Below are 24064 nucleotides of genomic sequence, written 5' to 3'. Positions count from 1 at the left end.
CGGGGTTATGGCGGACGCGTTGCGCGCCCCGTAAATCTACGGATGACAGCCGGTTGTGAGCTGGGGCATGCTTTGCGCACGTGCATTGTGTTCGAGCGAGATGGAAATAATTGGCGTCAGTGAAAAACCCAGTGACTCTGAAGAATATTCCTATTGTCAATCAGACTTGTCCTATCCAATGGTCGAGAAAAATGGAGAGATGAAGCGAGCTCCCAATAGCATCGCCAACGGCAGGGATAGTGACGGTAATCGGCTCTTGCCCGGATTGACCTATGGCCTGCATGCGGAAGGGTGTTCGCCTGCCCTGGGTGGCGTGTTTGCCGTCTGGGATGGCCGGCACTTTCTGAACGATGTGACCGGTGAAGTGGTCTCGCCTGCCGACGGCGGCTATACCCATGCGATGCTCGTCACAATTCGTGATGCATAAAGCACCTTCATGGCCTTCGCGGAAGGCATTCCAGTTCTCGGAAGAGCCACTGCACTGGGCTCCGCGGCTAAGGCTGCTTTGGGTGGGCGGCGCTCTTGGTCACGGCCTCTATTGGATCGTCTGGTCCTTTGTGTTTCCGCAGCCCCACGACAGCCTGGCGCTTCGTGGATGCGTTGCCGGGCTGTGGTTCCTGGTTGGCACAGGACGATATCTCAGAACCTGCAGCGCGAGAGTCTCGTCGTATGTCCACTACGCGATATTTATCCTCAACGTCCCGTTCTTCTTCTCGTACATGTACCTGGCGAATGGCATCGACAATCGCGTATGGGCGATGTCGTTCGTCTGCGCCATCTACCTGACGTTCTTTTCCCTGCGCGTGCTGTCCGGGTTGGTGTGCTTCGCGATTGGGAGCGCGCTGGCGGTGGCCGTCCTTCACCTGTCGCCTGCGGGCAAGTTCGCCGGTGTTCCCTTCCAGGATGGTGCCGTGATCCTGCCAATATTCCTCTTTGCCTTTGCCACAGCGGTGGCCGGGGCTAGTCGACGAGATCAGCGGGTGAGGGACGGACTTGTGGGCGCATGGCGCGCGTTGGCCGTCCTGGCACATGAGGTCAGGAGCCCGATGTTTGCATTGCGCATGCAGATGCTGGCTTTGAAAGAGGAAATGCTGGATAGAGCCGATCGATGCGACCAGGCATGGAGTGAGATTCTGGATCGCCTGGAGAGGCGGATATCGGACGTACATAGCAACCTGAACTTCCATCTCGAGAACGTCCGATGGTCCAGTGGCGAGGCGGCGGAGGATACCAGCGCGACATTTGACCTGGCGGAGGTTGCACGAGATGCGCTCGATACGTTGGCGGGAGGGAGAAATGTGCCCTTGATTGAGCTTCGCGGTGACGCGAGCTGTGTTGTGCGAGGCGATATCGGTGGCGCGCGTCAGATCGTGGTGAACCTCCTTCGCAACGCTATTGCCGCGGTGGCGGCGGCCGGTGGCGGCAAGGTGTCTTTGGAGTTGGCGAGGCGCGATGGTTGGGGCGTAGTGACGGTGGAGGATTCAGCCGGCAGTCTGTCGGCCGCATTAGCGCAAAACCTCTTTGTGCCATTTTTCAGTGCGAAGAAGGAGGGCATCGGGGTGGGCCTTTACGCAAGTCGAATGATCGCGGAGCGAATGGGAGGCGCAATACAAGTCATGTACGAGGATCGCGTGTTCACACGCTTTCAATTGGAGTTGCCCAGCGTATGACGGTGCCGCTTCGAATGCAATGTGGTGTGCTACTGGTGGACGACGACGAAGATGTACTGGCCAGCATGAAGAAGGTCCTACGTCGACGCTTACCTCACAACAAGATCTACACTGCGTCGACGTGCTGGTCGGCGTTGGCCATATTGGGGAAGCACGCCATTGATCCAGACTCGCTTTCGCGACGGTTGGTCAAAGAGGTCGAGTTGGTGCCTGACAAACGATCCCTATGCGTGAATGACAGTCTGTTGAGCGGCTTCGATTTGCATCGCATATGTTCGGAGCAGATCGGTGTCGTCATACTGGACTACGCTATGCCTGAGTTGACTGGCTTCGAGGTGGCGGACTGGCAGATCTGCCGCGGACTTGGGAAGGTCTTGCTGACGGGGCAGGCGTCACCGCGTCACGCGATAGAGGGTTTCAACGCGGGCGTCATCGACCGGTTCATACGGAAAGACGATCGCGAGGCAATTCGGCACGTCGTGGACTATGTTCGCGAGCTTGAGCGCAAGGTGATGGCATCCGTCGGTGATGCGGCGTTGAGCATCTTGCAGCGACAATCGCTTCCTTTCCTCGGGAATCCGGCGTTGCTAGCGCTGCTCGACGATGTGACGCGCGACGCCGAGGCCGTCTGGGTCACCGTCAGTCTGACGCCGCCAGGGATTGCCGCGATCGATAAGGCGGGGCGCACGAAGCGCTGGCTCGTCATGGATGACGAGGCTAGAGTGTCCCAGTTGGAGGTGGCCCGGGAGGCGGGTGTACCCGAGCCTTTCATGAAGGCAATCCAACGCGGAACACATTTGCCATTCTTCCTCGGTGCGCGGAATGCTGGGGGATACTACGAACATGGCCTGGACTGGTCAGAGGGCTTGCACAAAGTCATCGCCGCCGACATCGCAGGGTTCAAGGTCGCGGAACTTCCAAGATGCTTCCCGGTTTGACAGAGGCATTTCCGGAGCTGGAGTCGACGCGCGGACGCCTGAAGGCATCGGGACTTCGCCTTAGTTATGCGTCACCCGTCTGCTCACGCTTCATCAGTCACGAGTGTGGCTCGATGACCCGGAGCGCCAGATTGGCGGGATCGCAGTTTAGCCCTGCATACGCGACGTTGCCCACGGTCGTAAGGCCGGGCGTGGTAGCGAGTGCGTACTTTGGTCCTTTTGGCTCGGCGTCGTGGTTGCTGGTCGAACACGAGGAGCGGGCTGACCTGGAGGCCGTGCTGATCGGGCATGCGAAGTTGCACGTCTTGCTTGATACGCGGTACATGGCGGCGGCGTCCGCCTATTTCGGGAACCAGCGACTGACGGAGCGAGAGGCGCAGGCTTTGTCTTTGACTGCGAACGGAAAGTCCAGCCGGGAGATCGGCGAAAAGTTGGGAATTTCGGCGCGCACCGCCGATCACTACATCGATGAGGCTCGCCGAAAGCTCGGCGCGCAGAGCCGCGCCGAAGCCGTGTTCCTGGCGATGCGATCGGGGTTGTTTCGTGTGGAACCTTGGTGCCGCTAGTAAAATGTCCGATGCGGACTTACGGGATAGGAGAGTCGAGGCGATGGGAGTAGCTGTGTGATTCAGGGATCGTTCTGACGGTTGAATTCGCAGCCATCAACGGCTGTTCATCCACGTTGTTGCGCGGACATTTGAACGTCGGCTTCACCCGACAGCGGCCTTTCGTCGAACGATGCCATCCGGCGGGTCGTCGGCCGATGCGGCCGCCTAAGGCGTGCGACTCGAGCGGCTGCGATGGGTCGGCCGCAGCCTAGCGGCGTCCGCAGCAGAGCGGTCTGCGGTCACCTCGTCCGGGCTGGCCGGGGTCGGAGCCCGACCATGAGCGGTCAATGGGCAGATTCCCCCATTTTTTTACAGACCCATGTCCCCGGTCTATACAAGAACCGAGAAGATACGGGCCGGGACTTGCCCATACGCCGCCGCCATTTTCCGATCGCGACATCCAAGTGTTGCATAATGCATGTTGACAATGACAAAACGCAGGCACCGAGATATCGATCCAACCAGCGCCTGGGAGGAATGACAGCGACGTCGGCCGCAACTTGAGTGAAGGTGATGACCGCGTCTAGGGGGCGGTAGGGCTCGCTCATCCTCGCTGGTGTCGCTCCGAGATTGCGCTCTCCAGCGGCCCTGTCTGGTGACCCTCGCCGTTATAGTCCGGGTCGACTAGGAGCGAAGAGTATTGCGGTGAGACTCGGCGAGCTGTCCGAAGCTCGGATGTCATTTCCGAACGTTAGATATCAAGAAAGGTAGTCGGAACGCTGATTCAGATGGTGGTCGCAAGAGGTGGCTGGTTTTCAATACTAGGGATCACGGCACAACGTTCTAAGGAGGCATATGGCCGACGAGCTTGCGTTGGAATTCTTTTTCACGTTTCAGCGAGCGGAGTACGCTCTAAAGAAGGCGATGATCTTCAAGAACAAGGAGTTGGCCGAGGCAGACTGGACTAGATTTGGACAGACGCCCGAGATATCAGCACTACTTGTTTCCGATAGACGCGGGCCTCTCGGCGAGGCGATCAGATACTACTTCGCGCATCCGCCACGACAACAGATCGTGAAGGACGGTTCCCTCAATTGGAGGGACAAGCCGCCAAACGAGGAAGGCGGGGCCGCGTCTCTTCTGACGCATGTTTGCAGAACCCGAAACAACCTCTTCCACGGAGGCAAAAGTGCGGCCTACTTGCTCGGCCGAGATCGAACACTTGTGCAACATGGTCTCATTGTTCTTCAAGCCTGCATGGAAGCGCACCCAGAAGTCCGTGAATACTTCCACGCCTTTTCCGAGGAAGGCCAGTAGGCATGATTCCGTGGGAGTGCCCAATGCATACCCATATAGCGCGAGCGCATACCGGCTTCCTTGCAAGCTTGCCCCCCTAAAGGGGGGGGGCGTACAACGCCGGCCACTATGGAATATTGGGTACTATCACCCAACTCGAAAGATCGGATCGGGACTATGCCTCAGCGGTAGGCTGGTCTTCCGGACGGCGCTCGGTGGCACTGGCAAACAGATGCGCAATGCGGGTGTATCGGCGGACATCAGGGGAATGCGGCTATGGTAAAGAAGGTCGATTTGCCGAACGGCAAGCATTGGGGCAAACAGAAAGATGCGCTTGAACACTATAAAGGCATGCTCGCGCGCTACCGCAATGGCGATGTGATTTCCGACCCCCATGATCACGATGATCTGTGCGCGTTGATCCAGGTGTATGACGCGAAACGATCATTCGGGATGGAGGCGAAGGCTGGCCTCGGCATCTCACATTTCTCGCGCGAATTGAACGAAGGTGAGCAATGGAGATCGCCTGGCTTCCATGTACATCGCGTTGACAACAGTTCGATCGATTTCAGCTACATCGAAGCTGTCAAATTGGCATCGTACTAACAGCCAGCCTCACCATCTGGCTAGTTCAGGTTCGAATAGCAAAGCGCTGAGCTCGGCGCGCGGTAACGGCAGTGAGGAAGACGTGGACGTATCAGTTGATTTGGAATCGGCTTTAGAACGACTGCTGGGAAAGAAAGACTGGATGAGGATCTTCCTTACCGAGGAGCCGCAGTCGGATATTTCTTCGGCAGCGCCACGGCAATTCATGCTTGCCATGCGTGAGAACGAACCGATGCTGGCGGAGTTCGCGGTGAACTTGGCGGATCAGATTATCGGCTATTGTCTGCCAAGGAAGCGCGTGCTGAAAGCCATCCGGAACAATTCCGGCAATCTCAATGATTTGGCTGCAGCAATGGCGGCACTCAGGCGTGATGCGCGTCGCGCTTTTCAGCAATATCGGGAAGAGTTCCCTGCGCGCTCGGGTGAGGGTGGCGAACTTCTGGCCTATGCATTCACGGAGTACTTCCTGCGCGCGCCGATGGCGATCGCGAAGATGCATACGAAAACCAATACGGAGATGCCTGTATTCGGTGCGGATGGCGTCCATCTTCGCTATATCCGCGAAACTGGGCATCTCGAAGTTCTCTACCTGGAATCGAAGGTGCATGCGGCGATCGGGTCAGGGGCCCGCGACGCTGCCAAGTCGATGCGTGACCTGATCGACGGGACCCAGCGCGGTCACGAATTGCGACTTGCGCTCGATTTCGGGAATTTCGACGATATGGATGAGCAGGCGCAGCAAGCACTGGAGGATTTTCTCGATCCGTATGCAGGAGCGAAGACAGCCGATCGCCGAGATCGGCATGTCTGTCTTGTAGCCTATTCTGAGCCAGCGTACAAGAGTGCCGCCAGCGGCGCGAGTATGGACGAGGTGCGCGCCCAATTTGGGGCTCGATGTGTCAATCGTACGACCAGCGTCAAGCGCGCTTACGCCGAGAAGGACCTGCCAATGGATAAGATCACGACGTATGTTGTCGGGTTTCCGAGTGTCGCGTCGTTTCGCCGCGAGTTCGAGCGGGCGTTGAGCAATGGCTGATTTCGCGGCAAGACTCGCAAGTCGCATTCAGGCGAATCCTGCATTCTGGGCCGATTTCCGATGGTTGTGCGCGAACGGTGTTGTCTCACTGACTCAGAACCCCGATATCAAGCTGGTAGCCGAGAGTGCGGGTGGCGATGGTGATATACGGCTCACCAGGCTAGTGGAGTCGGCGAGCTGCCTGGCGATGGACGATTCGGTGGCCAGCCACAAGCTGGCCCAGACGATCGCGTTGTATTGCGTGGCATCAACGCGTGCGGCCGGAATTGCCGCGGCATGCGAGCACATCCTGGCGCAACTGGGGAATTTTCCCGCCGCAGAATTCGTAAGGCGGCGCAGTGCGCGGGAGCTCTGCGCCATGCCGGCGCTCCTGCATGTTCGAGATTTCGCGCGACGCTACCGCAATACAGTGGCCTTGCCCAGCGGAAAGTTGCCACTGACGGATTTCCAGTTCGATATCTGGGATGACCTCGAGTCGGGTCGTTCGACGGCGATTTCGGCGCCAACGTCGGCCGGAAAATCGTTTGTTGTTCGGCAATTTATTGTCAAGAAGATCAAATCGTTGGCATCGGTGCGTGCGGCATACGTTGTCCCAACGAGAGCACTGATGGCGGAAATCCTCGAAAAGCTCTCGGACGCTTTGGGGCATGATGATCCGACGATACGCGTGACCAGCGTGCCGACGGAGGATGCGGAGAAGCGCCCACGGCAGGTTTTCGTCGTGACGCAGGAGCGGTTGTTATCCTATCTCGATGAGGGGCTTCCCGCTGCGTTTGATTTCGTGGTGGTCGACGAAGCCCAACAAATGGGAGACGGTTCGCGCGGGATGATTCTTCAGGATTGTCTTGAGCGCATCAACGATGCCAACCCCCACTGTGCGCAGTATTTCATGGCCCCGATGGCGAGCCGCGTCGACAATCTTGCGGCGGCCGTCGGCCAGCATGAGGTTGCGACGCATATTACAACCGAGTCACCCGTCGTCTCGACCAAAATCGTTGTCAAGCGGAGTGCCAGTTCCGATAATGATCTGACGCTGGAAATGATGCACGAAGGCGGCCGCACCAGAATCGCGCAACTGACGCGCGACTATGGATTTGCGGATCGCAGGACACTGCTGGCCGCCGCATGTATCGAATTGGGTTCGTCCGGAGGCTCGCTCATTTACGCATCTGGCCCTGCGGATGCTGAAGATCTAGCGCTTCAGATTGCCATCAACCAAGCCGAGCGAAATGACCCCTCACTGCAAGAGCTTGCGGCATTCATTCAGTCGGAAGTTCACAAGGACTATTCCTTGGTGTTCTGTGTCAAGCGTGGGGTCGGATTCCATTACGGCGCAATGCCCACGCTATTGCGGCAAGCGCTGGAAGACGCTTTCCGCAATGGAATATTGTCCTTCCTCGCGTGCACGACGACCCTTTTCCAGGGTGTTAATCTGCCGGCCCGTAACGTATTTATCGACAAGATAAAGCGGGGAACTCGCGGCACGCTTCAGCAGGAGGACATTTGGAATTTCGTTGGAAGAGCAGGCCGGTTGATGCACGATTTTGCAGGCAACGTCTTTCTCGTTGAGTACGATAGCTGGTCCGAGAAGTTGATGGACGACGTTCCCAGCGTCAGAGTTGAACCCGCACTGACCAAAATGCTGGACACGGGGAGGGCAGATCTCGAGCGGTTTATCGAAAGCAAAGGCGAGGCGGAGGTGTCGTCCGATGCAAGGCGCGACTTGGAGGCAGCTGCGGGGCTCCTCCTGAGCCGGCATCGAAAGGGCGCCTATCACAAGACATTGTCCAGATGCGCGACGAAGCTGAGCGTCGAAGCATCGGCACAGCTCGAGCAACACATAGGCATTGCGCTTGCCAGCCTGAGCATTCCGGCAGCGGTCCTAGATCGAAATTGGCAGATTTCCCCATGGCGTTTGCAGAGGTTGTTCGAATTCCTTGCTGCTCGCGTGGCGACCGGGCAATGGCGAGACTACTGCCCCTCGCATCCGATGCAGTCCGAGAGTTATGGACGATATGAACGGATGTTCATGGTCATTGAGGAGCATCTCAATGGAAGGGCACGGGACAAATGGGCGCGCTATCTGAACTACCAGGCCGTCGTCTGGATGAAGGGCGAGACCATATCGTCGCTAGTCGACAATGAACTGAGGTACAACCCGCCAAAGCCGTCAAAAAAAACCGGTGGGGTAGCCAACTCAAATCAGGCAGTCAGACGCGTCTTCGATCTCGTCGAAAAGACATTGCGCTTTGCCTGTGTCCAGACGACTCGCGCTTACTGCGATTGCCTCAGGGCCGCGCTGTTAGAGGCAGGATTGGTAGACGAGGCGGAAAGGATCTTTCCAGTACCCCTTGCCCTAGAGCTTGGCGCATGCAGTCAAACAATGGTGTCTTTGGTCGAACTCGGACTATCGAGAATTTCCGCGCAGACCCTCAGCAAGTACATGCGTGGATCCGACCTGTCGCCATCGGACGCGCGTGCCTGGTTGCGCACGCGCGCGGAAAGCGATCTGCCGATTTCCAAAGTCGTGCTTGACGAACTGGTACGCTTGCGGCTGATCCAGACCCGCTAGGCTAGCGATCCGCCACACCATGGTTTCCAAAGAAGGCGAGATCTGAGACAAGGAAACCGTGCGATTCCGCCGAACTTGGCTGGCCGCGCCGAACGGCCTCGGCTCTGTTTGGAGAGGCTCTTATTCTGACAGCACATTGAGAAATTCGGGTCTCGGTAGCGGCGCTCTCTCTGCACCGCCTGTTCGGATCTCCACTCCGCGCTGCGGTAAAGAATGTCCGTTGTTCGGCGATTTGATCATCTGCTGAAGATCTCGTGGTGACGTCATAAAAGCGCGCTGTATGGTTGAAAAAATCGCTCAGATTGGCAGCTCTAGATCCGATGCCAATGCTGTTCAGTACAGTAGCACTGTGAGTGCAGATACATCACTTGCTCCGTCAGTTCGACGACGTCGCGCTGTCCCGCGTCTCAAATCCCCGCTGTATGAGGGTGCCTGCTCAGGCGCTGCTGTCCGCCGTAGCAGGGAACCTACAGGGTTCCGACTGCCCTCATTCGCTTGAGGTAAGGCTCTTCACATAAGTTGGTGATCTCGTCTACCGTGAACCCTAGGTAGAGCAGCATGTTCAGGATGAAGAGAACCCGAAGCTTGTAGATCACGAAGACCAGTTTGGCTCCGGTGAGTGCATCCTCTTTGAGGCTCGGATCGAAGTGCGTAAAGTAGTTCCGAGTCAGCACTGTCTTCCTAACTATGTAGACGCTGCTGCGCCGGTCGCCGAAGAGAGAATGAAATGGCGCGATCAGCTGTTTCAACCGCCTGGACAGCGTCAGTTCGTTGGCATAGGTCAACTTTCTCTGCAGCCAATCCGCATGTTGGCTAGGACAACTGTTCATGATTCCGTCGAGCATTGCAGCGTAATCGGACGCATTTTGCATGGTTTGATCCGGCGACGTTCTCCGGTGGAACGTCTCGAGACCCTGGGCGATAGCGAGGAATCGCGTATCTTGGTACTTGTGGCTTTCTTCTTGTACAGCGAAGAAGTGGTGCAGTGCGGGGGTCAAGACATCGTAGCCGTCGACCCAGTTGGCAAGCAGGGTCTCAAACCGCTCAGCAATGGGTCTATACGGAAGCAGCATTTCGTCGCTGCGCAGGCGGCGGGAAGGGTGCAGGTGGAGGCTCTTGTAATAGATATCAACCAACCTCTCATAGCGAAGGAGTCCAGGTACATTCGCCTCGCCGACGACGGAGTGAATATTCACACTGTAACCAGTTAGGAAGCACATCAAACGCGTGATCTTGTGGGATAGCGCGAGGTAGAAATCTAGCCTTTGCGGCTCCTTTGGCCGCAGTGAAAAAAATGCCTGCTGTACGATCTTGGTATCAGGATAGGACTGCTTGGTTGGGGTGGAGACATTGAAGTCGATCCCCACTTCTGTCCCGTCATGAATTTTGAAAGAAAGGGGCTCTGGCTTACCAAACGCGATGGTGCCTTCGTTGTGCCCGTCTCCATAAGTGATTGTTAGCCCCGGGTGCGAAAGCCATTCATCTAAGCAATCGACCGAGAAAAAATACTCTTGGAATTCGGGAAACTCTTCCTCGAAGCGCCCCGCCAGGGCGGTGGTTGCAATGATTTCCGACTTGGCCGTAGCCCCAATACTAAGACCGCGACTGCGGAATGTGCACCCCTCCAGCGTGACGTAGCCCTGTTCGACTAAGCCAATCACCCTCCCAATCTGGGGCGCCGTGAGAGCAGTGAATAGAGGCTTGGTGCTGTATATCTCAAGAAGAATTTCAGCGCCGTCCGTGATGGTTAACGTCCCAAAGTACTTCTCACTTGGGTTGGAGGGTGAGAAAAACTCCCCGGTCCTGGAGATGCTTGTCTTAATGCGCATGCGGCGATTACCTTTTGTGACCGGGCTAGATCGTAGGCGGGTCTTTATTCGAACGGCCGCCCTTGGCTAACTCAGCCGTGGGGTGATCCCAGAACTATACCGTCAATCTGCCGGGCGGGGCGCCTCGGCCATCTCGCCCCGCAAACCGGCGAAGAACCAAAAAAGACGCCCATGGATGGCCGCCTGTTCAAAGATACTTCTTAAAAAACTTCCACTGCGTCCTAGCCAGGATCCCAATGGTCAGGGCGATGGGGAACAACACCCACCGCACATCAAGCTGATACGGTAGACAGACGAAAACGAGGACCGAGGTGGCGCCCAGACTTAACTGGGCATATTTCGCGCGATGGTACAAGCCGGATGATTCGCGCCCAGCGCTGGCGCGTCGAATCGAGCGTTCCACGAGACCATCGGTCATGCCGCACCAGAAGGCCAGCAGAAGCACCGGCCAGCCGGTCAGCAGTAGCATCAGGCGGCTTCCGAAGGTCTTCACGGCCAGCGCTGCGATCCACATTTCCTCGAGCCACGGCCGCAGCAATCTCTCGCCGATTGTGGCGTCGGTCCCACTATTGGCAATGTTGTGGGTGAGGCGGGAGAGGATGTCGTGTAGCTGGGTGACCTGGAAGAACAGCCAGTAGGCGAAGTCCGCAGATTGTTGTACCAACCAGGTGGCCCTTGAGGGTGCCCCGAGCAGGGTGGTCGCTTCCATCGAATGGCGGTAAATCTGGTAGGCGCTTTCCGCCGGGTCGGTCCAGAGATAGTGGGCGGCCAGCAGGAAGGTCGCCACGCAGATGGCGCATAGCACGCCATAGATGTACAGGATTTTCCAGAGCACCTTGAGCGGCCAGACGAAGACGTGGATGACCTTGAGTTCGTGGAATTCGTAGCGGGAGCTCATAGCCAGCCTCCCGGCACGGTGAGGGTCTCGGCCTCGGCCGCGCTGTCATAGCGGGCCTTCATGTCGGCGGCAATCACCTCGAGCGATGCTGGCAGCGCCAGATCGGTGGCGTCCGCCTTGGGGTCGAACAGCGGCAGGCGCAGCTTGTAGAGCCTGCCGCCCTCGATCAGCGCAAAGGCCTGGCCCTTGGGGAGCTTGACCAGATCGGCCGGGGTCAGCATTGGCATGCGCTGGGTGGAAATGCGGTCCTCGCTGCGGGAGCCGAATTCCTCAAAATCTCGGGGGTCGTTAGTGTCCGAGGCGGCGCTGGCCAGCATGGTCGAAGCGACGGACACCTCAGGCAGTTGGTTGGTCAGAATCTCGGCTGTTTCGTTATTCTTGACCCGCAGCATGATGAGTGTGTTCAGGTTGCCGCCGATTTGTCCAGCCTTGGCGCGGTTGCCGATCTTGGCTTCGACGTCAGACCAGGTCTGGGTGTAGACCGTGACCTGGAAGCCGGCGCCGCCGGCCTTGTTGAGCAGCGGGATGAACTCGTCGCCGATCAACTCGTTGAACTCGTCGGCGTGAACGACGATGCGGCGTTTGCCTTCCGCGGTACTTTGGCCAAAGCCGGCGCCAAACTTGTAGAGTTGGCCGGCGATGGAGGTGAGATCGGCAAACATGGCGTTGCCAATAGCCGAACCGACTTCAAAGTCAGAGAGCGAGTCCAGGCCGACGTAGACGATGCCGCCGCGGTTGATGACCGACATCCAGTCGAAAATCGGGCGTGCATCGCCGGTGGCTTCGTAGTCGGGGGAGATGAGCTCGGCGATCTTTCCGGTGGTGAGCTTCTCCAGGAACGGATACAGGGAGGCCACCAGCTTTTCAAAGTAGCCGCGCTCTTTGGCCACCAGCCCGGCCAAGGCGTTGGCTACCGGGTCGAACCATGCCTGCGCGTTGATGAAATCGATAAGCAGCAGCAGGTCCAGCGCATGCTGGGTCTTTTGCGCTTCCTTGGTCTTGGTCTTGCGACGGTCCTCATCGCTCGCATACTCTTCGAATGCACTTCTCCAGTTGGGCTGTGTCGTGTCCAGCCAGTGATCGATATACGCCTGTGCCAGCGCGTCGATGTTGGTGGCGTGCTGATAGATCAGCGCATAGCTGGGCCTGTGGCCCAGGCCATTGAGTGCTCGTGCGATGACATTGACGAAGAGCCAGACGAATTGGCGAAAGGCGGCGGATTGTCCTTCGCTGGGCAGCGGCCCTGCTGTGCGGGTGGCCACCTCGGTGATGCGGCTGAAGCTGCCGACCGGGTTGTAGCGCGCCGAAATGTCCGGGTAGCCCAGGTGGAAGAAATGGAAATCTCTCTCGCGCCCGGCGCGGCGGGCTTCAGCGTACATGCGCCGCAACAGGTCGGCATCGCCCTTGGGGTCAAAGACGATGACGACGTCGCCGCGGCGGATATCCTGGCAGATCAGAACTTCGGCCAGCCGGGTCTTGCCGACGCGGGTGGTGCCGAGCACAAGCGTATGGCCATTGCGCTCGGCCAGATCCATCACGACGATGTCTTCGTCAGGTTCGACGCCATGGAGGGTGGGATCGCCCCCCACGCCGCCCCATTCGCCGCGTCCACGTGCCACGTATTTCTGGTTGGCGGGATCCCTGGCCTGCAGCAGGCGCTGCGAGTGGCGCTGGTCCCACGCAAAGCCCCGGCCGAGGAAGAGAAAGGTATCGGAGACCGGTACGTCCGCTGCGGCGATGACGTACTTCGGCAGCCGTTTCAAGTTGCGGTGAAAACGCACGATCCGGTAGCCCTGATGCAGGCGCCACGCGGCAAGCGTGTAGAAGCCCAACATGCCTGTCCATGCAACCGGAGGTGGCGTCATGAACCAGTGCGGGGCGGTGAGTAGCGCCGTGCCAGCTATGGTGGCCGTGGCGGCCGAGATAAGCTCGACAGGGGGACGGAACAGATTCTCGATGGGATACGCCATATCCAGTCTCCAACGTCAGACAGGGGTAGCTCAGGAGGAGGGGCCGAGGTTGAGGGTGATGTCCTCGCGGTAAGTGAGGTGGCAGTTCACTGGTGGGACGGGATTGACGAAGCGCTCGGGCTGCAGGATGACGACGCCGGAGAGCGGCTTGGCGGTGGTAGCACCACCCGGGCCACCACCGGACGTGGTGTAGCGCAGAATATTGATTCGAGTCGCCTTGCGGCCCTTCGGGGCCGGCTTGGTGGCGATGTAGTGCCAATGCGCCTTGAAGACCGCCTTCTGCACCGCCGTGTACTCCAGGGCTTCCCCGCTCTCGGCGCGTGGATCGGTGTCGTGCGTGAACTGGCGGAAGATCCGGGGAGTCACCAGCAGTAGGCCCTCCTTGACCGAATGGACCTGTGCCTGGGAGGTATTGACCAGCAAGCTGCCTTGCGCAATGCCCTCCTGCAGCCACCGCATGAATTGCAGCGCCAATGGTGGCGGGGGCGATTCGTCACGTGGCGTCAGGGGCGGTAGGGCGGGCGTGGCTGGAACCACGGGTGGGAGAATCTCCGCTGGAGGCATTCTTGGCGTGGGGGCGGGACGGCCTGCGCTGGTGTCTGCCGCTCTCTGTTGCCGGACTTCGGCCTGCAGGGCGGAGGCCGAGTCGACCTCATCGAGGAAGTCCTCTGCGCTCAGGGTTTCGGGAGCCGGATCGTCTGTCGATTGAGCCGCGGTTGGTGCAGCGTCATGGGATCTGACGCGGGAGGCCGGCGCAGCATCCGGCTGGTTGAGGGCAGCCATCGGCTCAGGTTCCAAAGCAGATGGAGCGGGCGCGCCAGCCATTGACACGTTGGTTTCAACCATTGCGACGGCGGCCAGGGAACCCGGCCCAGGTTCCGCACTACGTGCGGCTGCAGCGACAGGTTTCGAGGGGCTGGTGCCGGACGCAGTCTCAACTGAGCTGGGGTTTAGCGTGGGCATCGTTGCACCAGGGTCCAGAATGACGATGTGGCCTGCGATGGCACTCGGATACTGCGACGGATCCCGATACAGTTTCTCCAACGGAAAACGCAGCACCCGCATATCTGCCGACCATGTCTCCAGCTCGATGCGGATGTGCCAGATCGCGCCATGGGTCAGTGGATTGGTTATCACGGCGCCATATTCCTGGAACGTGTCATAGATCCGCTCGTCCTTATCCGGACCAGGAATGCCCTTGCCTTCGCCCTTGGCGGCAAATGCCTGGCGCAGCTCCTCCACCAGTCGTTTGCAGACGAACCAGGCTTCTCCCCGGTAGATCCAGCCCACTGCGCCGGGACGGTTCAGCGGCAACCGTCCACCCTCCTCGAGCAGGGCGCAAAGCTCGCGCATCAGACGCTCAACCAGCGGCACAATCCTCGCTGAAGCAAACCTGGCACGGGAGCCGGACCGCAGGTTGTGTGCCACGGACTCTCGGTCGGCCTTGGTCACGATCTCGGCAATCAGGCTCTTCTCGTCGTGCTCGTCTCCCAGATAGGCCATCAGCTCCTGCAGCAGAACGGGATCGGACGATAGCCACTGCAACGTAGGCTGCGGGATCAGGCGCTGGGCCAGAATGACGGGTAGCTTCTGATGCCGGGTGTAGTCCCGATCGGCCTGGAAGGCCACTCGGTACGTCTCGGCGCCGCCCTCGACCAGGGAGCCTGATAGCGGATGCCAGGGCCAACTCCGATGTCCGGCGCGCGCCGTGATCTGCAGATCGGCCATCGGCTTGCCAATGTCGTGGAGCACTGCGCCAACGAAGACACCGTAGGTCCACAGATGTTGCAGCCTGTGGATATCCTCGGGCGGTACGCCGCGCGGTAGGGTATAGCTGGTCCGGATGCCCAGGGCATGATTCAGGACCTCGAACAGGTGGATCAGCAGCCCGCCTGGCTGCGCATGGTGGTGACTCTCGGATGCCGGCAACATTTGGCACAGATCCGCAACAGCGTGCAAGAGCGGGGCGCAGTCACGCGCAAAGCTGGCGGCGGTGAAGCCTGAGCGCTGGCGAATGGACTCCCAAGGGCCCTGCAGTTGCAGGCCGCCGATCAGTTGCTCTGCCGTGTGGACCTGGATGTCGCTTCCGGTCGGAGGCAGCAACTGCCCGCCAGGCAATGATGGCGTGTCCGGAGCAGTGCTATCTGGCTGGCGATGTGCCAGCAATACCAAGGCGCAGCCGCCGATGACTGCGAGGATGCCGCCGGCGCCGATGCTGTGCCAGATCCAGTTCATTGGGCTTGGGATTGCTGCGTCAGCAGCCAGTGGGCGGTGACGTCTGGTGCGGGATACTCGATATCCAACTGGTACACAACCGGCTCGGCGTCTCGAACGAAGTCGGCGAAGGGCTGTTCGACGAATGACCAGAGTGTGTGAGAGACAGCATGGCGCACGCGCCACGTCAGGAAGTCGGCCCGCGAGAGGCATAGTGCCAACTCGGTATCCGAGATGGAATCAGGCAACTGGGCCAGAAGCAAACAGACCTGGTGGTCGGGCAGTTCGTCTGGCCGGGGCAGGAATTCGCCGAGCCCATCAAAGCGGTTGAGCCAGAGAAGTAGGGTGACACGCCAGCGCACCAGGTTGCGTTGTTGCAGTATCGCGAGCAGGCGCTGCAGCGCGCTGGCGCGTGGGTCACTGGCAGCGCCGTTGGCATGAGGTTTGGCCATGAAGAGAAGGGCGAGCCCGCGCCCGCAGAATTTGTCACTGGCAAAACGATACGGACCGGAGCACGGGTGTGCCAGCGGAAACCTGCGGCAGATGGCGCAGGTTTCTAATGGCTTGGCGGGCGGCTTTTCGGTAGCATCCCAAGGCACTGCTTAAAGGATTCGGGACACCCCTCTACAGAGGGGGGGGCTAAGCTGGGGCTGGCGTCTGCACAATTCTCACAGGAGGATTGCGATGCTGCTTATGCCGTTGTTGCTCATGCTGATCGGGACGGGCGCCCACGCTCAGACGATCTATCAGTGCCGAAGTCCGGCGGGAAAAGTCACTCTCCAGGACTCGCCCTGCCCAGACAACGCCAAGACAGAGTTGTCTCGTAAGTCTATTGGCCAACTTAACGCGGAAGATCGTACGCAGCCATTTGTGATTGGCGACCAACAGTCTGCGAAACGACTCGCGTCGAGCATCATCTGCCCTTCCCTGCGGCAGCAGTACACGGCAAACCTGGCTTGGTCTGAGCGTGCGATGGCCCGGAACGATCCCGCTGAGGCTCAACGAGCCGCTGAGGCGGTTCAGCGAACCGGGGCGCAGATTTCAAGTAACCGGTGCGAGTGATTCCTGACAACTGTCAGCGGCGGCCTGTCGCATGGCGTGTCCGATTACGCTCTTGCAGCGAGATCGAGCTATTATGGGCGTCCTCGATCTCGGTACGTAATTAGAATGGCCGGGAACAGCCGTGTCCGGTCGTTCGCTTGAACGCGCGCATGGACGCCAGGACGACCGTTCCGCAGCCAGTTCCAGCGTTTCATGGGCATTTCGGCGAAGCATGTCCTAAGCCGAAGTGGTCCGCGCTAAAAGTGGCTTCTGCCTTAAAGCTTGAGTCAGTATCATGATACTTTCACTTCAACAGTAGGCCATGAAGACAAACCTAAGTCTCGAACAGATCCACGCCCTCGTCTGCGATAGGTTTCCTGCGTTGGAGCGAGAAGCTAACACGATTAGCAATAGCTACTTCCTGGGAAAAAAGAGTGTTGGGAACAGGATCTTTCGGCTCAAGCCGGCGCCTCGGGGTCTGTTGGATTTAAAGCTTGCGCAGTCCAGTTCGTCGGAGGGAGACCGTTCGCTGGAACTGGTGGATTCGGTAGAAGCCCTCGAGGCATTTATCGAACGCGAGATTTCCCTTCTGCAGGAGAAGACCGGGACGCCACGAAGTCAAGCTCCAGTGTCCTCCTCTAGTTCGATGTCTGACCTTTCAAGCTATACGGGCAACCCGCCAAGTGCATTTGCAATGAGTGTCATTCGTGCGCTGGAAGACGAAGGCTTTGCCGTCGCTACTACGGCGCAGGGTCCTGTAAAGGAACAGCGACGAACGTTGCGTATCACCTGGCGCGGCATCTACATCGGACAGATGAGCGAAGGCCTTTGGGGGCGTAGAGCTCCATACGCCTGCTTGTACCGCTTCCCAAAAGACGGAGCTTCCTTCTCGGTCGCCAAGGCTCCGCAAGACTTCGACAAGAACGCCTTCGCCCGGGAGCATGATTGTGATCCGGATCTCCTACACGTCTATACGGACTACAGCGGTTCCTATCTATGGGTCAAAGACGAAGCGACAAGTCTGCTTCTAATGCGCGATTGGGCGAGAAGGATTGACGGAGTCTTCTTTCAGTCGACGGGCAGTCGGGAGGCAGCGAAAATCCAGAATGACTTGCACACAATCTTGGCGGACAAGTCCAAATCTGAGACCGAGCGTCTCGCAGAAGTAGCTGTACGACTGGGGCAGGGACAGTTTCGGGTTGATCTGGAGCGGGAGTTCGAAGGCGCTTGTGCAGCCACGCGGTTAGCTGTTCTTCCGGTTCTGCGAGCCTCACATATCGTGCCTTGGAGTCATTCGACTGGCGCACAAAGGCTCGACCCCAAGAACGGGCTGCTACTGTCGGCCAACATAGACGCGTTATTCGATCGTTATATGATTACCTTCCGGCCGGACGGGAAATTGGCAGTCTCCAAGTCTGTGACGCACCGCGACTTAGAAATGCTTGGCCCCATTCAAGATCTTCAGAGCAAGCCATGCGACAGGCGCGCCGCTTACTTAATGTTTCACAACGCGGAGTTCGACCGACTCGAACAGAAACGTTCAGAGTACGTGAGTGCCTCGGCCCAATAGCAACGCTACAACGTTATGCTGCGCGTGCCATTGCCGACGACAGCAAGTTACAACAGACGCCCATCGGGCTACGAAGTCACTTCGCGCGCCGGCAACGGCACGGCAACGGCAGTTGGTAACTGCCTGTGGCGCATCGACACCAACGGTCGCCTACGGCCACAAGCGGCCAGTCGGGGATTCCTCCTAAATTGGCGCCAATAAGCAACATCGAGGGCTTTTTATAGTGGGCGTCGCCAGCGCGAGTGCGCTTGCCCGCCACTCGCGGAGCCGTGGATCTGAGTCCACATTACGCCATGCAGAGGGAATCAGGCGGTACTGACGATCGCCTCAAGGCTACGCAGCACCGGGAGGGCGCCACCCTGCAATCGAATGACATCGGGGCGACCGCCCTGGACATCGGTGGTGTTGATTCGAATGAGCGGGCGACCAAGCCGCTCTCCGAATCGACGAACGGTCGGAATTGCATTGCCGGCTCCAAGCTCTATCACGAGGATCCGCCCGGCTTGGCGTGGCACCCACGCGTTCATCTGCTCCCGAGATAGGTCATACCAGCGGGATTGCCACTCAATATCATCGAAGAGCAAGATGTTCGGCCGTGCAATTCCGCCGCAATGTGGGCATCGGGGCAAATCGCCGATCCAGAGGCAATTCTTTTCGTCGATCACCGGAGCGAGGTGACCAGCTCCAAACGGCTCACTGCCCGCGCAATTGTCAAGACATTGAAGGAAGTTGATAGATCCGTGACACTCAACAACCTCGCTATCTGCGAAGCCGGCCTGCTGGAAGTGCCCATCCACGTTGCTGGTAAACACAAAGGTACCGTTGCGGATGCCCGAAGCCCAGCGCCTTAGGATTTGGAAGCCCTCGTGCGGAACGGTCTTGCGATATAGCGCGAGCCGGTGCCCATAGAAGCCCCAAGCAAGACGCGGGTTTTGGCGAAAAGCTTCCGGAGAGGCAATTTCCTCGAACCCAAAGCCGGCATGTCGCAAGGCGGGGTAGGCGCCCCAGAAGCCTTCGGCCCCGCGGAAATCGGCCAACCCCGACTCGACGCCCATCCCCGCCCCGGCAGTCACGATCATGGCTTTCGCTTCCCGCAGCGCCTGGGCTGCCAGTTGAAGTTGATCCTTGTCCATTTGCTCCGGGCCTCAAAGCTGCAGATTTATCACACTTGCCAGATTCCTCAGTCGCCAGCGCGATAGATCAGGGCCGACAACTGGTTGCTGCGGCCGAAGGGCCGGTTGTGGGCGTCGTAAGTGAAATCGCGCCCGGCGTTGTAGCGGCCGAGCAGCTTCATGTGGGCGTCGCGAGCAATGCCGTTGCCATGATCATCCATGGCAACAAAGCCCATCACTCGGTTATGAGCGTCGCGGATCGTCTTGAGCGTCATGGTCATCTCCGTGAGGTGAGAACGATCCGGATCTTAGGGCGCTAACTGGCAGGCTGGGTTCCAGAACCCACGCCTTCCGCCGGGTGATCCTCGTACTGGGCCAGGGCCTGCTTCAGGTGGGCGATCATTTGCTCGCGCATGCTTGCTGGTGACACCACTTCCACCGTGGTGCTCTTCTCGAGGAGAAGGTTGGTCAGGGATATGGATGGGATGACGGTCGCAGTGAGCATGAAGCAGTTATCGGCTTCCTCAATGACCTGATCGTGGCTCAGTTTGAGGTATCGGAAAGCATGCTCGACTCGCCTCCCGTCTTCCGCGATTTCCCTGACGCGCAGCCGCACTTGAGCCGGCTCGCCGGCGAAGAACTCCATGGCTCGGTCTCTTTGAACGAACTTGTCGAGGGTGAAATTCTTGTCGCGAGTAAGGTCGATTCCGGCTGGCTTCAGGGCTACGATCCGGTCCATCCGGAGGACGGTGGGTGTCGGCTGCCCCGAGCTTCGGCGGCGCTTGACCACCAGGTACCAGAGCGGGCCTTTTTCTATCAAGGCATGGGGAATCACTCGAGACTCCTTGGGCTCGGCGTCGAGCGACGTCCGGTAAGTGATATCCAGAGACTCGTCGTTGTATAGCGCGTGCCCAACGATCTGGAAGAAGTCGTCTCGAATGGTTGGCGGAATTAAGGGGTATCCGCCATGCAGCCGGATCGTCTTGTCCATCCAAAGGCGAGCTGCTGCGAGGTCGAAGGCGGTGGGGTGCTCGTTGAGGACGTTAGTCGCAGCCTCGAAGTTGGGCTCGAGCGACGCTACAACGCTGGCGGGAAGGTGCCGCTCCGCAAGATGGCGGAGGGTAAGGAGGGCCATCGACTCATTAATGGTCGGTCTGCGGGACGCCGGAGCCGCCTTGAGGGGCTTCCATATTCGCCCCTTGGTGGCGCCTTTGGCACTGGCGTACCCCTTACTCGCTAATAGCCCAAGCGCGTTGCGGATCGTACGAGGGGAACCATGCACGGCGAGGGCCGCCTGCAGTTCGCTGGACAGGAACCCCTCCGGTCGAGTCCACAACAACTCCAAGGTAGCGGCTTCCAGTTTGCTGAGCAGCATATCGAGCACTTATGATTTGTTCATCGTGTTAGGTTGGGGGGGTATCCCGACATCTAAATAATCTGGCACCGCGCGTGCCAGATTCGCCGATATCATAAGTCTCTTCGACCTGTACTGGTTACCTTTTATGCCCCAACTCATCGAGCATATTGACGCGATTGCCCGCCAGGTCTGCCGGGACGTACTGTTCCTGACATTTTTTCAGGACCAGTTCGGGGCGGCCGTGCCTGAGAACTGGAGAGTCAATCCTTCACGCAAGGAGGTCATCTCGTGGCTCGATGCGAATGGCTACACTTGGCGGCAATGCGGTGAAGTTGCGAGCGACCGATGGATGATAGCGGGATACCGAGGTAGCATTTACCTCGACACCCCTTTTGATCGTGCCGACCCCGCATACTTGAAACTGGAGCAATTCCTGGAGAATCCGGACGGCACGCTCCGGTTGCCCAAAATGCGTTTCTGGGCCCTGTCACTTGATGCAGCGATGGACAATGCCCATCACGACGCACCAGGCTATTGGGAAAAAAGAGCAGAGGACTTTTGAGGAGAGTCCATGGAATCGGATGACAGCGACGACTGGGTAGATCCCGAGATCGCGGAGAAGATTCTTGAACAGGAGCGAATCGGTGAATGGTCGGATCCTATGACTATGGATGAGCTCCTCGTCAAGCTGGGCATCCTTACGGTCCATTGACGTGGGGCGGCGGGCCAAACTCGCGCGTTGAGCTGGTTCATAGAGTCGCTCGACAGGGAGGTCGAGGTGCCGAAGAGGCAGTCGAAGAGTAAGGACTAGGTTCGCCACCGCCGCGCGCGGTGCATCGACAAAGCAAAAGCTTGCAGGGAGAAGCACAAGGATGATGGAACCGACGAAACAGAATCTCCTGAACATGATCAGCTCCAGTGGAGGGCGCGGAACTCAGTCGTTTTGCTCGGGATACATGCCGCATCCCAATCCGCGCATGTACAAGTACTTTTGGCGCGTGTTTGTCATGGACACCCCTTGGGAGAATCAGGAATTCTTCGAGCGTGCACCGATCCTTACTACCGCGCAGTTCATGGATCTGTATGCAAAGTACCGGGCGGATGGGGTCTCTTGCCTCATCTATAACTTCCATCGGCCCCGGCACGGGTCGATTTTTGACCAAACGAGCGCCAAGTGGAAAGGTGTGTCATTTGCCCCGGCTTGGGATGACGATCCTGACGTTGAGTGGCAGGGGCACAAGTAAAGACGCCTCGCCACCGGGCACAATGGCTTTCTAACAACAGGACTAAATGCCGTCATGATTTGGCGGGGCAACAGATTTGGGCCTTACCAGAAGGTCGCGCTGGCCTCGATGTTCCATTTTGAAATATCGCGAAAGCGGTCAATGCGAGAAATCAGAGAATGAAAAAAGACGATTATCTGACGGGTGAAGTATTGGAATTTGTCGAGTGGATTAGCAACCATCTCGATCGCGATGAATTCAGCCATGCCTACCGCAATCGGAGAAGCGGCGAGCGCTGGGAGTGCAGAAGCATTTTCGACGCTTACACGAATTATAAATGGAGTCATCCCGAGATCGAGCGCCTTGGTGTGGAAAGTGGCAACTCGTTCGCGTCGAATGCCAAAGCACTAGAGGCCTTACGTAAGGACCTCACGAAGGCGCTTGATACCATCAATGACCGCGATGCATGCCAAGCTGCTATCGACATCGTGACCTGGGGCGGTGTACGGGGCGGAAACGTCAACTGGTTGCTTAAGAACGAGGCGAATCTCGCAAAGCTACTCAACGAGACGCGCAAAGCCTTCGACAAAGGAGATTTGGCGGATACGAAGCTGTTTTCCAAAAAGCTACGGTTTAATGCTGGCATGACGAAGGTATATTCGCTGATATGCGAAAATTTCGTCATCTATGACAGCCGAGTCGCTGCGGCTCTAGGGTGGGCGGTCGTCAAGTTTTGCAGGGGACGGGGCATAGAAGTGCCGACTGCACTTCGCTTCCCATGGGCGCCAGCCAAGGAAGCCGCGAACGCGCCCGATCCCAAATGTCGCAAACCTGGTGAAAATTTTCCCAAACTGAAGTCGGGAGCACACCACGCAGAATGGAATCTCCGTGCCAACTGGATCTTGAGCAAAATCTTGGAGCAGGACGGTGCTAAGCAGAGCGAGTTCTCCAAAATTACTGATTTTGGCACACGGCTACGGGCACTCGAGTCCGCGTTATTTATGATCGGCTACGACTTGCCTGGAGGGCCGGCGATATCCGACGCAGACCTGACAGACACCAATCGCCCATCTGATCTTCCCCCCTCTCCTACAGGCATTGATGCTTCCGGCGAGTCGGACGGCGACTGGGTCTCGTGCGAAACCCTGCGGGGGAATAATCCGTTCAGATACAAAATTGATGCATCCGGCATTGTCACGAAGGCTCAAGACAAGGGCGAGAAAGAAATCAAATTTGAGATCGATGTCATTAACCGCACTTTGTCACTTCTTGCGAATGCGAATAAACAGTACCAGTACGGTGGGCAACCGTTTGGTCTATATAATAGTGCGACGAAGAAAAATGACCCAGATTACCCATGGGGCCTTGGGAAAGCTTACTTAAAGGCGAGTAAGAGGAACCCACCCGATACCAGCCGGCTGGCTGCGGTTTTGGAGGACGTTGGGATCTTGGTGCGCTCGCAGGCAAATGGGAATACCTTGGCATGGAAGCTTAGCGGCGAGGTGGATCTCAATGAGGGTGCGGTGAGTATCGGTTCTATGCTCGAACAACACCTCGCTCGAGAATCAGAGCCTTGAAACCAGCGGGGCAAGCCGGCCCGCGTCGCAGAATTTCTCGTGCGCCTGTCGACCCCCGACGTCCAACGATGGGCTTCGCGTCTTGGGGCCCACTTGGCTAAGGCCGGCGTGTAAAGCGCCGGCCCGGCATCGCCGGCCGTCAGGAGCACATCGAAACAATGCCTCTTTTCAAGGAAAGCGTCGCCCCGTAGCTGCTGTTGTCGGCGGCCACGAAGATCATTGCCGACCCGGGCCCACACCATCTTCGTCTCAGGCGGCGACGCTCCGGGAAAATGAGCGTTCCGCGCCTGGCGTGCAGACTAGCTCCAGGAAAACTCAGGCGGCAGAATGGATGCCACAGGCGAGGCGTCAGCTTCCTGGAAGGTGTCGCATCAACGCACGCGAATCGGACTATCAACCCGAAGCACGGTGCGGGGCCTGGAAGGCCGTGCCATCGAGATATTGGGTTGCCAAACCAGGCGACAGGAGCCTCTCCCCTCGTTGAGCTCGCCTCCGGCGAGGAGGTAAGTAGCAGACTCGACCGACCGCTATGGGTCGAGGCCGTGTGGAAACGTCTCTCGAATCGCACCAATGCGCATCCCCTCCGGAGCGTAGCCTGCCTTATCGA

At 58.4% G+C, this 24064-nt stretch carries 22 protein-coding genes; 14 read left to right on the top strand and 8 right to left on the bottom strand.

Features of this window, described 5'->3' with window-relative positions:
- Window positions 1-100: 100 nt before the first annotated feature.
- From AC07XB_RS31735 to AC07XB_RS31700, 8 genes are all read left to right on the top strand, one after another.
- Window positions 101-427, top strand: coding sequence for a hypothetical protein (locus AC07XB_RS31735; protein WP_492814738.1), 327 nt, complete (start codon window positions 101-103; stop codon window positions 425-427).
- Window positions 420-1670, top strand: a complete 1251-nt coding sequence (locus tag AC07XB_RS31730) for a sensor histidine kinase (protein WP_492831936.1) — start codon at window positions 420-422, stop codon at window positions 1668-1670. The genes AC07XB_RS31735 and AC07XB_RS31730 overlap by 8 nt, the downstream gene beginning before the upstream one ends.
- The gene (locus AC07XB_RS31725; protein WP_492814742.1) at window positions 1667-2608 is read left to right on the top strand and encodes a hypothetical protein; all 942 of its coding nucleotides are present in this window, start codon (window positions 1667-1669) and stop codon (window positions 2606-2608) included. The genes AC07XB_RS31730 and AC07XB_RS31725 overlap by 4 nt, the downstream gene beginning before the upstream one ends.
- A gap of 236 nt (window positions 2609-2844) precedes the next feature.
- Window positions 2845-3174 (top strand): response regulator transcription factor, encoded by a 330-nt coding sequence (locus AC07XB_RS31720; RefSeq protein ID WP_170302005.1) that lies wholly within the window; start codon window positions 2845-2847, stop codon window positions 3172-3174.
- A gap of 837 nt (window positions 3175-4011) precedes the next feature.
- On the top strand, window positions 4012-4473 hold the full coding sequence (locus AC07XB_RS31715) for a hypothetical protein (protein WP_492831934.1): 462 nt from the start codon (window positions 4012-4014) through the stop codon (window positions 4471-4473).
- A 255-nt stretch (window positions 4474-4728) separates the two neighbouring features.
- Window positions 4729-5058: a DUF3223 domain-containing protein gene (locus tag AC07XB_RS31710; protein ID WP_492831932.1), complete on the top strand. Its 330-nt coding sequence runs from the start codon at window positions 4729-4731 to the stop codon at window positions 5056-5058.
- Window positions 5059-5140: 82 nt separating this feature from the next.
- Entirely contained in the window at window positions 5141-6094 is a 954-nt protein-coding gene (locus AC07XB_RS31705) for a HamA C-terminal domain-containing protein (RefSeq protein WP_492831930.1), read from the top strand.
- The gene (locus AC07XB_RS31700; protein ID WP_492831928.1) at window positions 6087-8666 is read left to right on the top strand and encodes a DEAD/DEAH box helicase; all 2580 of its coding nucleotides are present in this window, start codon (window positions 6087-6089) and stop codon (window positions 8664-8666) included. The genes AC07XB_RS31705 and AC07XB_RS31700 overlap by 8 nt, the downstream gene beginning before the upstream one ends.
- 467 nt (window positions 8667-9133) lie before the next feature.
- Here the strand turns inward: AC07XB_RS31700 and AC07XB_RS31695 are convergent, their stop codons facing one another.
- The 5 genes from AC07XB_RS31695 to AC07XB_RS31675 all read right to left on the bottom strand — a co-directional run bounded on the left by AC07XB_RS31695 (window position 9134) and on the right by AC07XB_RS31675 (window position 16029).
- Window positions 9134-10495, bottom strand: coding sequence for an ApeA N-terminal domain 1-containing protein (locus AC07XB_RS31695; RefSeq protein ID WP_492831926.1), 1362 nt, complete (start codon window positions 10493-10495; stop codon window positions 9134-9136).
- A gap of 187 nt (window positions 10496-10682) precedes the next feature.
- A complete protein-coding gene (locus AC07XB_RS31690; RefSeq protein WP_492831924.1) occupies window positions 10683-11393 on the bottom strand; it encodes an IncC plasmid conjugative DNA transfer DtrJ family protein in 711 nt (236 codons plus the stop codon).
- A complete protein-coding gene (traD, locus tag AC07XB_RS31685) occupies window positions 11390-13363 on the bottom strand; it encodes a type IV conjugative transfer system coupling protein TraD (RefSeq protein WP_492831922.1) in 1974 nt (657 codons plus the stop codon). The genes AC07XB_RS31690 and traD overlap by 4 nt, the downstream gene beginning before the upstream one ends.
- Before the next feature lie 30 nt (window positions 13364-13393).
- Window positions 13394-15598 carry a MobH family relaxase gene (gene mobH / locus AC07XB_RS31680; protein ID WP_492831920.1) on the bottom strand — a complete coding sequence of 735 codons (2205 nt, stop codon included), beginning with the start codon at window positions 15596-15598 and terminating at the stop codon, window positions 13394-13396.
- Window positions 15595-16029: a hypothetical protein gene (locus AC07XB_RS31675; protein ID WP_492831918.1), complete on the bottom strand. Its 435-nt coding sequence runs from the start codon at window positions 16027-16029 to the stop codon at window positions 15595-15597. The genes mobH and AC07XB_RS31675 overlap by 4 nt, the downstream gene beginning before the upstream one ends.
- A 232-nt stretch (window positions 16030-16261) precedes the next feature.
- Between AC07XB_RS31675 and AC07XB_RS31670 the strand changes: the two genes are divergently transcribed.
- On the top strand, window positions 16262-16639 hold the full coding sequence (locus AC07XB_RS31670; protein ID WP_492831916.1) for a DUF4124 domain-containing protein: 378 nt from the start codon (window positions 16262-16264) through the stop codon (window positions 16637-16639).
- A gap of 301 nt (window positions 16640-16940) precedes the next feature.
- Window positions 16941-18188, top strand: a complete 1248-nt coding sequence (locus tag AC07XB_RS31665) for an HNH endonuclease (protein ID WP_492815202.1) — start codon at window positions 16941-16943, stop codon at window positions 18186-18188.
- A gap of 305 nt (window positions 18189-18493) precedes the next feature.
- Here the strand turns inward: AC07XB_RS31665 and AC07XB_RS31660 are convergent, their stop codons facing one another.
- The 3 genes from AC07XB_RS31660 to AC07XB_RS31650 are packed head-to-tail and all read right to left on the bottom strand — an operon-like array spanning window position 18494 to window position 20675.
- A complete protein-coding gene (locus AC07XB_RS31660; protein ID WP_492815200.1) occupies window positions 18494-19321 on the bottom strand; it encodes an SIR2 family NAD-dependent protein deacylase in 828 nt (275 codons plus the stop codon).
- Window positions 19322-19368: 47 nt separating this feature from the next.
- Window positions 19369-19575, bottom strand: coding sequence for a hypothetical protein (locus tag AC07XB_RS31655; RefSeq protein WP_492815198.1), 207 nt, complete (start codon window positions 19573-19575; stop codon window positions 19369-19371).
- A 41-nt stretch (window positions 19576-19616) separates the two neighbouring features.
- Entirely contained in the window at window positions 19617-20675 is a 1059-nt protein-coding gene (locus AC07XB_RS31650) for a helix-turn-helix transcriptional regulator (RefSeq protein WP_492815196.1), read from the bottom strand.
- A gap of 127 nt (window positions 20676-20802) precedes the next feature.
- Between AC07XB_RS31650 and AC07XB_RS31645 the strand changes: the two genes are divergently transcribed.
- The 4 genes from AC07XB_RS31645 (at window position 20803) to AC07XB_RS31630 (ending at window position 23457) form a co-directional block, all read left to right on the top strand.
- Window positions 20803-21219: a hypothetical protein gene (locus AC07XB_RS31645; protein WP_492815194.1), complete on the top strand. Its 417-nt coding sequence runs from the start codon at window positions 20803-20805 to the stop codon at window positions 21217-21219.
- A 9-nt stretch (window positions 21220-21228) separates the two neighbouring features.
- Window positions 21229-21369, top strand: a complete 141-nt coding sequence (locus AC07XB_RS31640; RefSeq protein WP_492815192.1) for a hypothetical protein — start codon at window positions 21229-21231, stop codon at window positions 21367-21369.
- A gap of 160 nt (window positions 21370-21529) precedes the next feature.
- Window positions 21530-21901, top strand: a complete 372-nt coding sequence (locus AC07XB_RS31635; RefSeq protein ID WP_492815190.1) for a hypothetical protein — start codon at window positions 21530-21532, stop codon at window positions 21899-21901.
- Window positions 21902-22059: 158 nt separating this feature from the next.
- On the top strand, window positions 22060-23457 hold the full coding sequence (locus AC07XB_RS31630) for a hypothetical protein (protein WP_492815188.1): 1398 nt from the start codon (window positions 22060-22062) through the stop codon (window positions 23455-23457).
- The last annotated feature ends 607 nt before the right edge of the window (window positions 23458-24064 follow it).

The organism is Cupriavidus sp. GW821-FHT02F09 (assembly GCF_059421605.1).
Note: the sequence above shows the minus strand (reverse complement) of the source record. Positions and strands in the feature narration are given on the sequence as shown.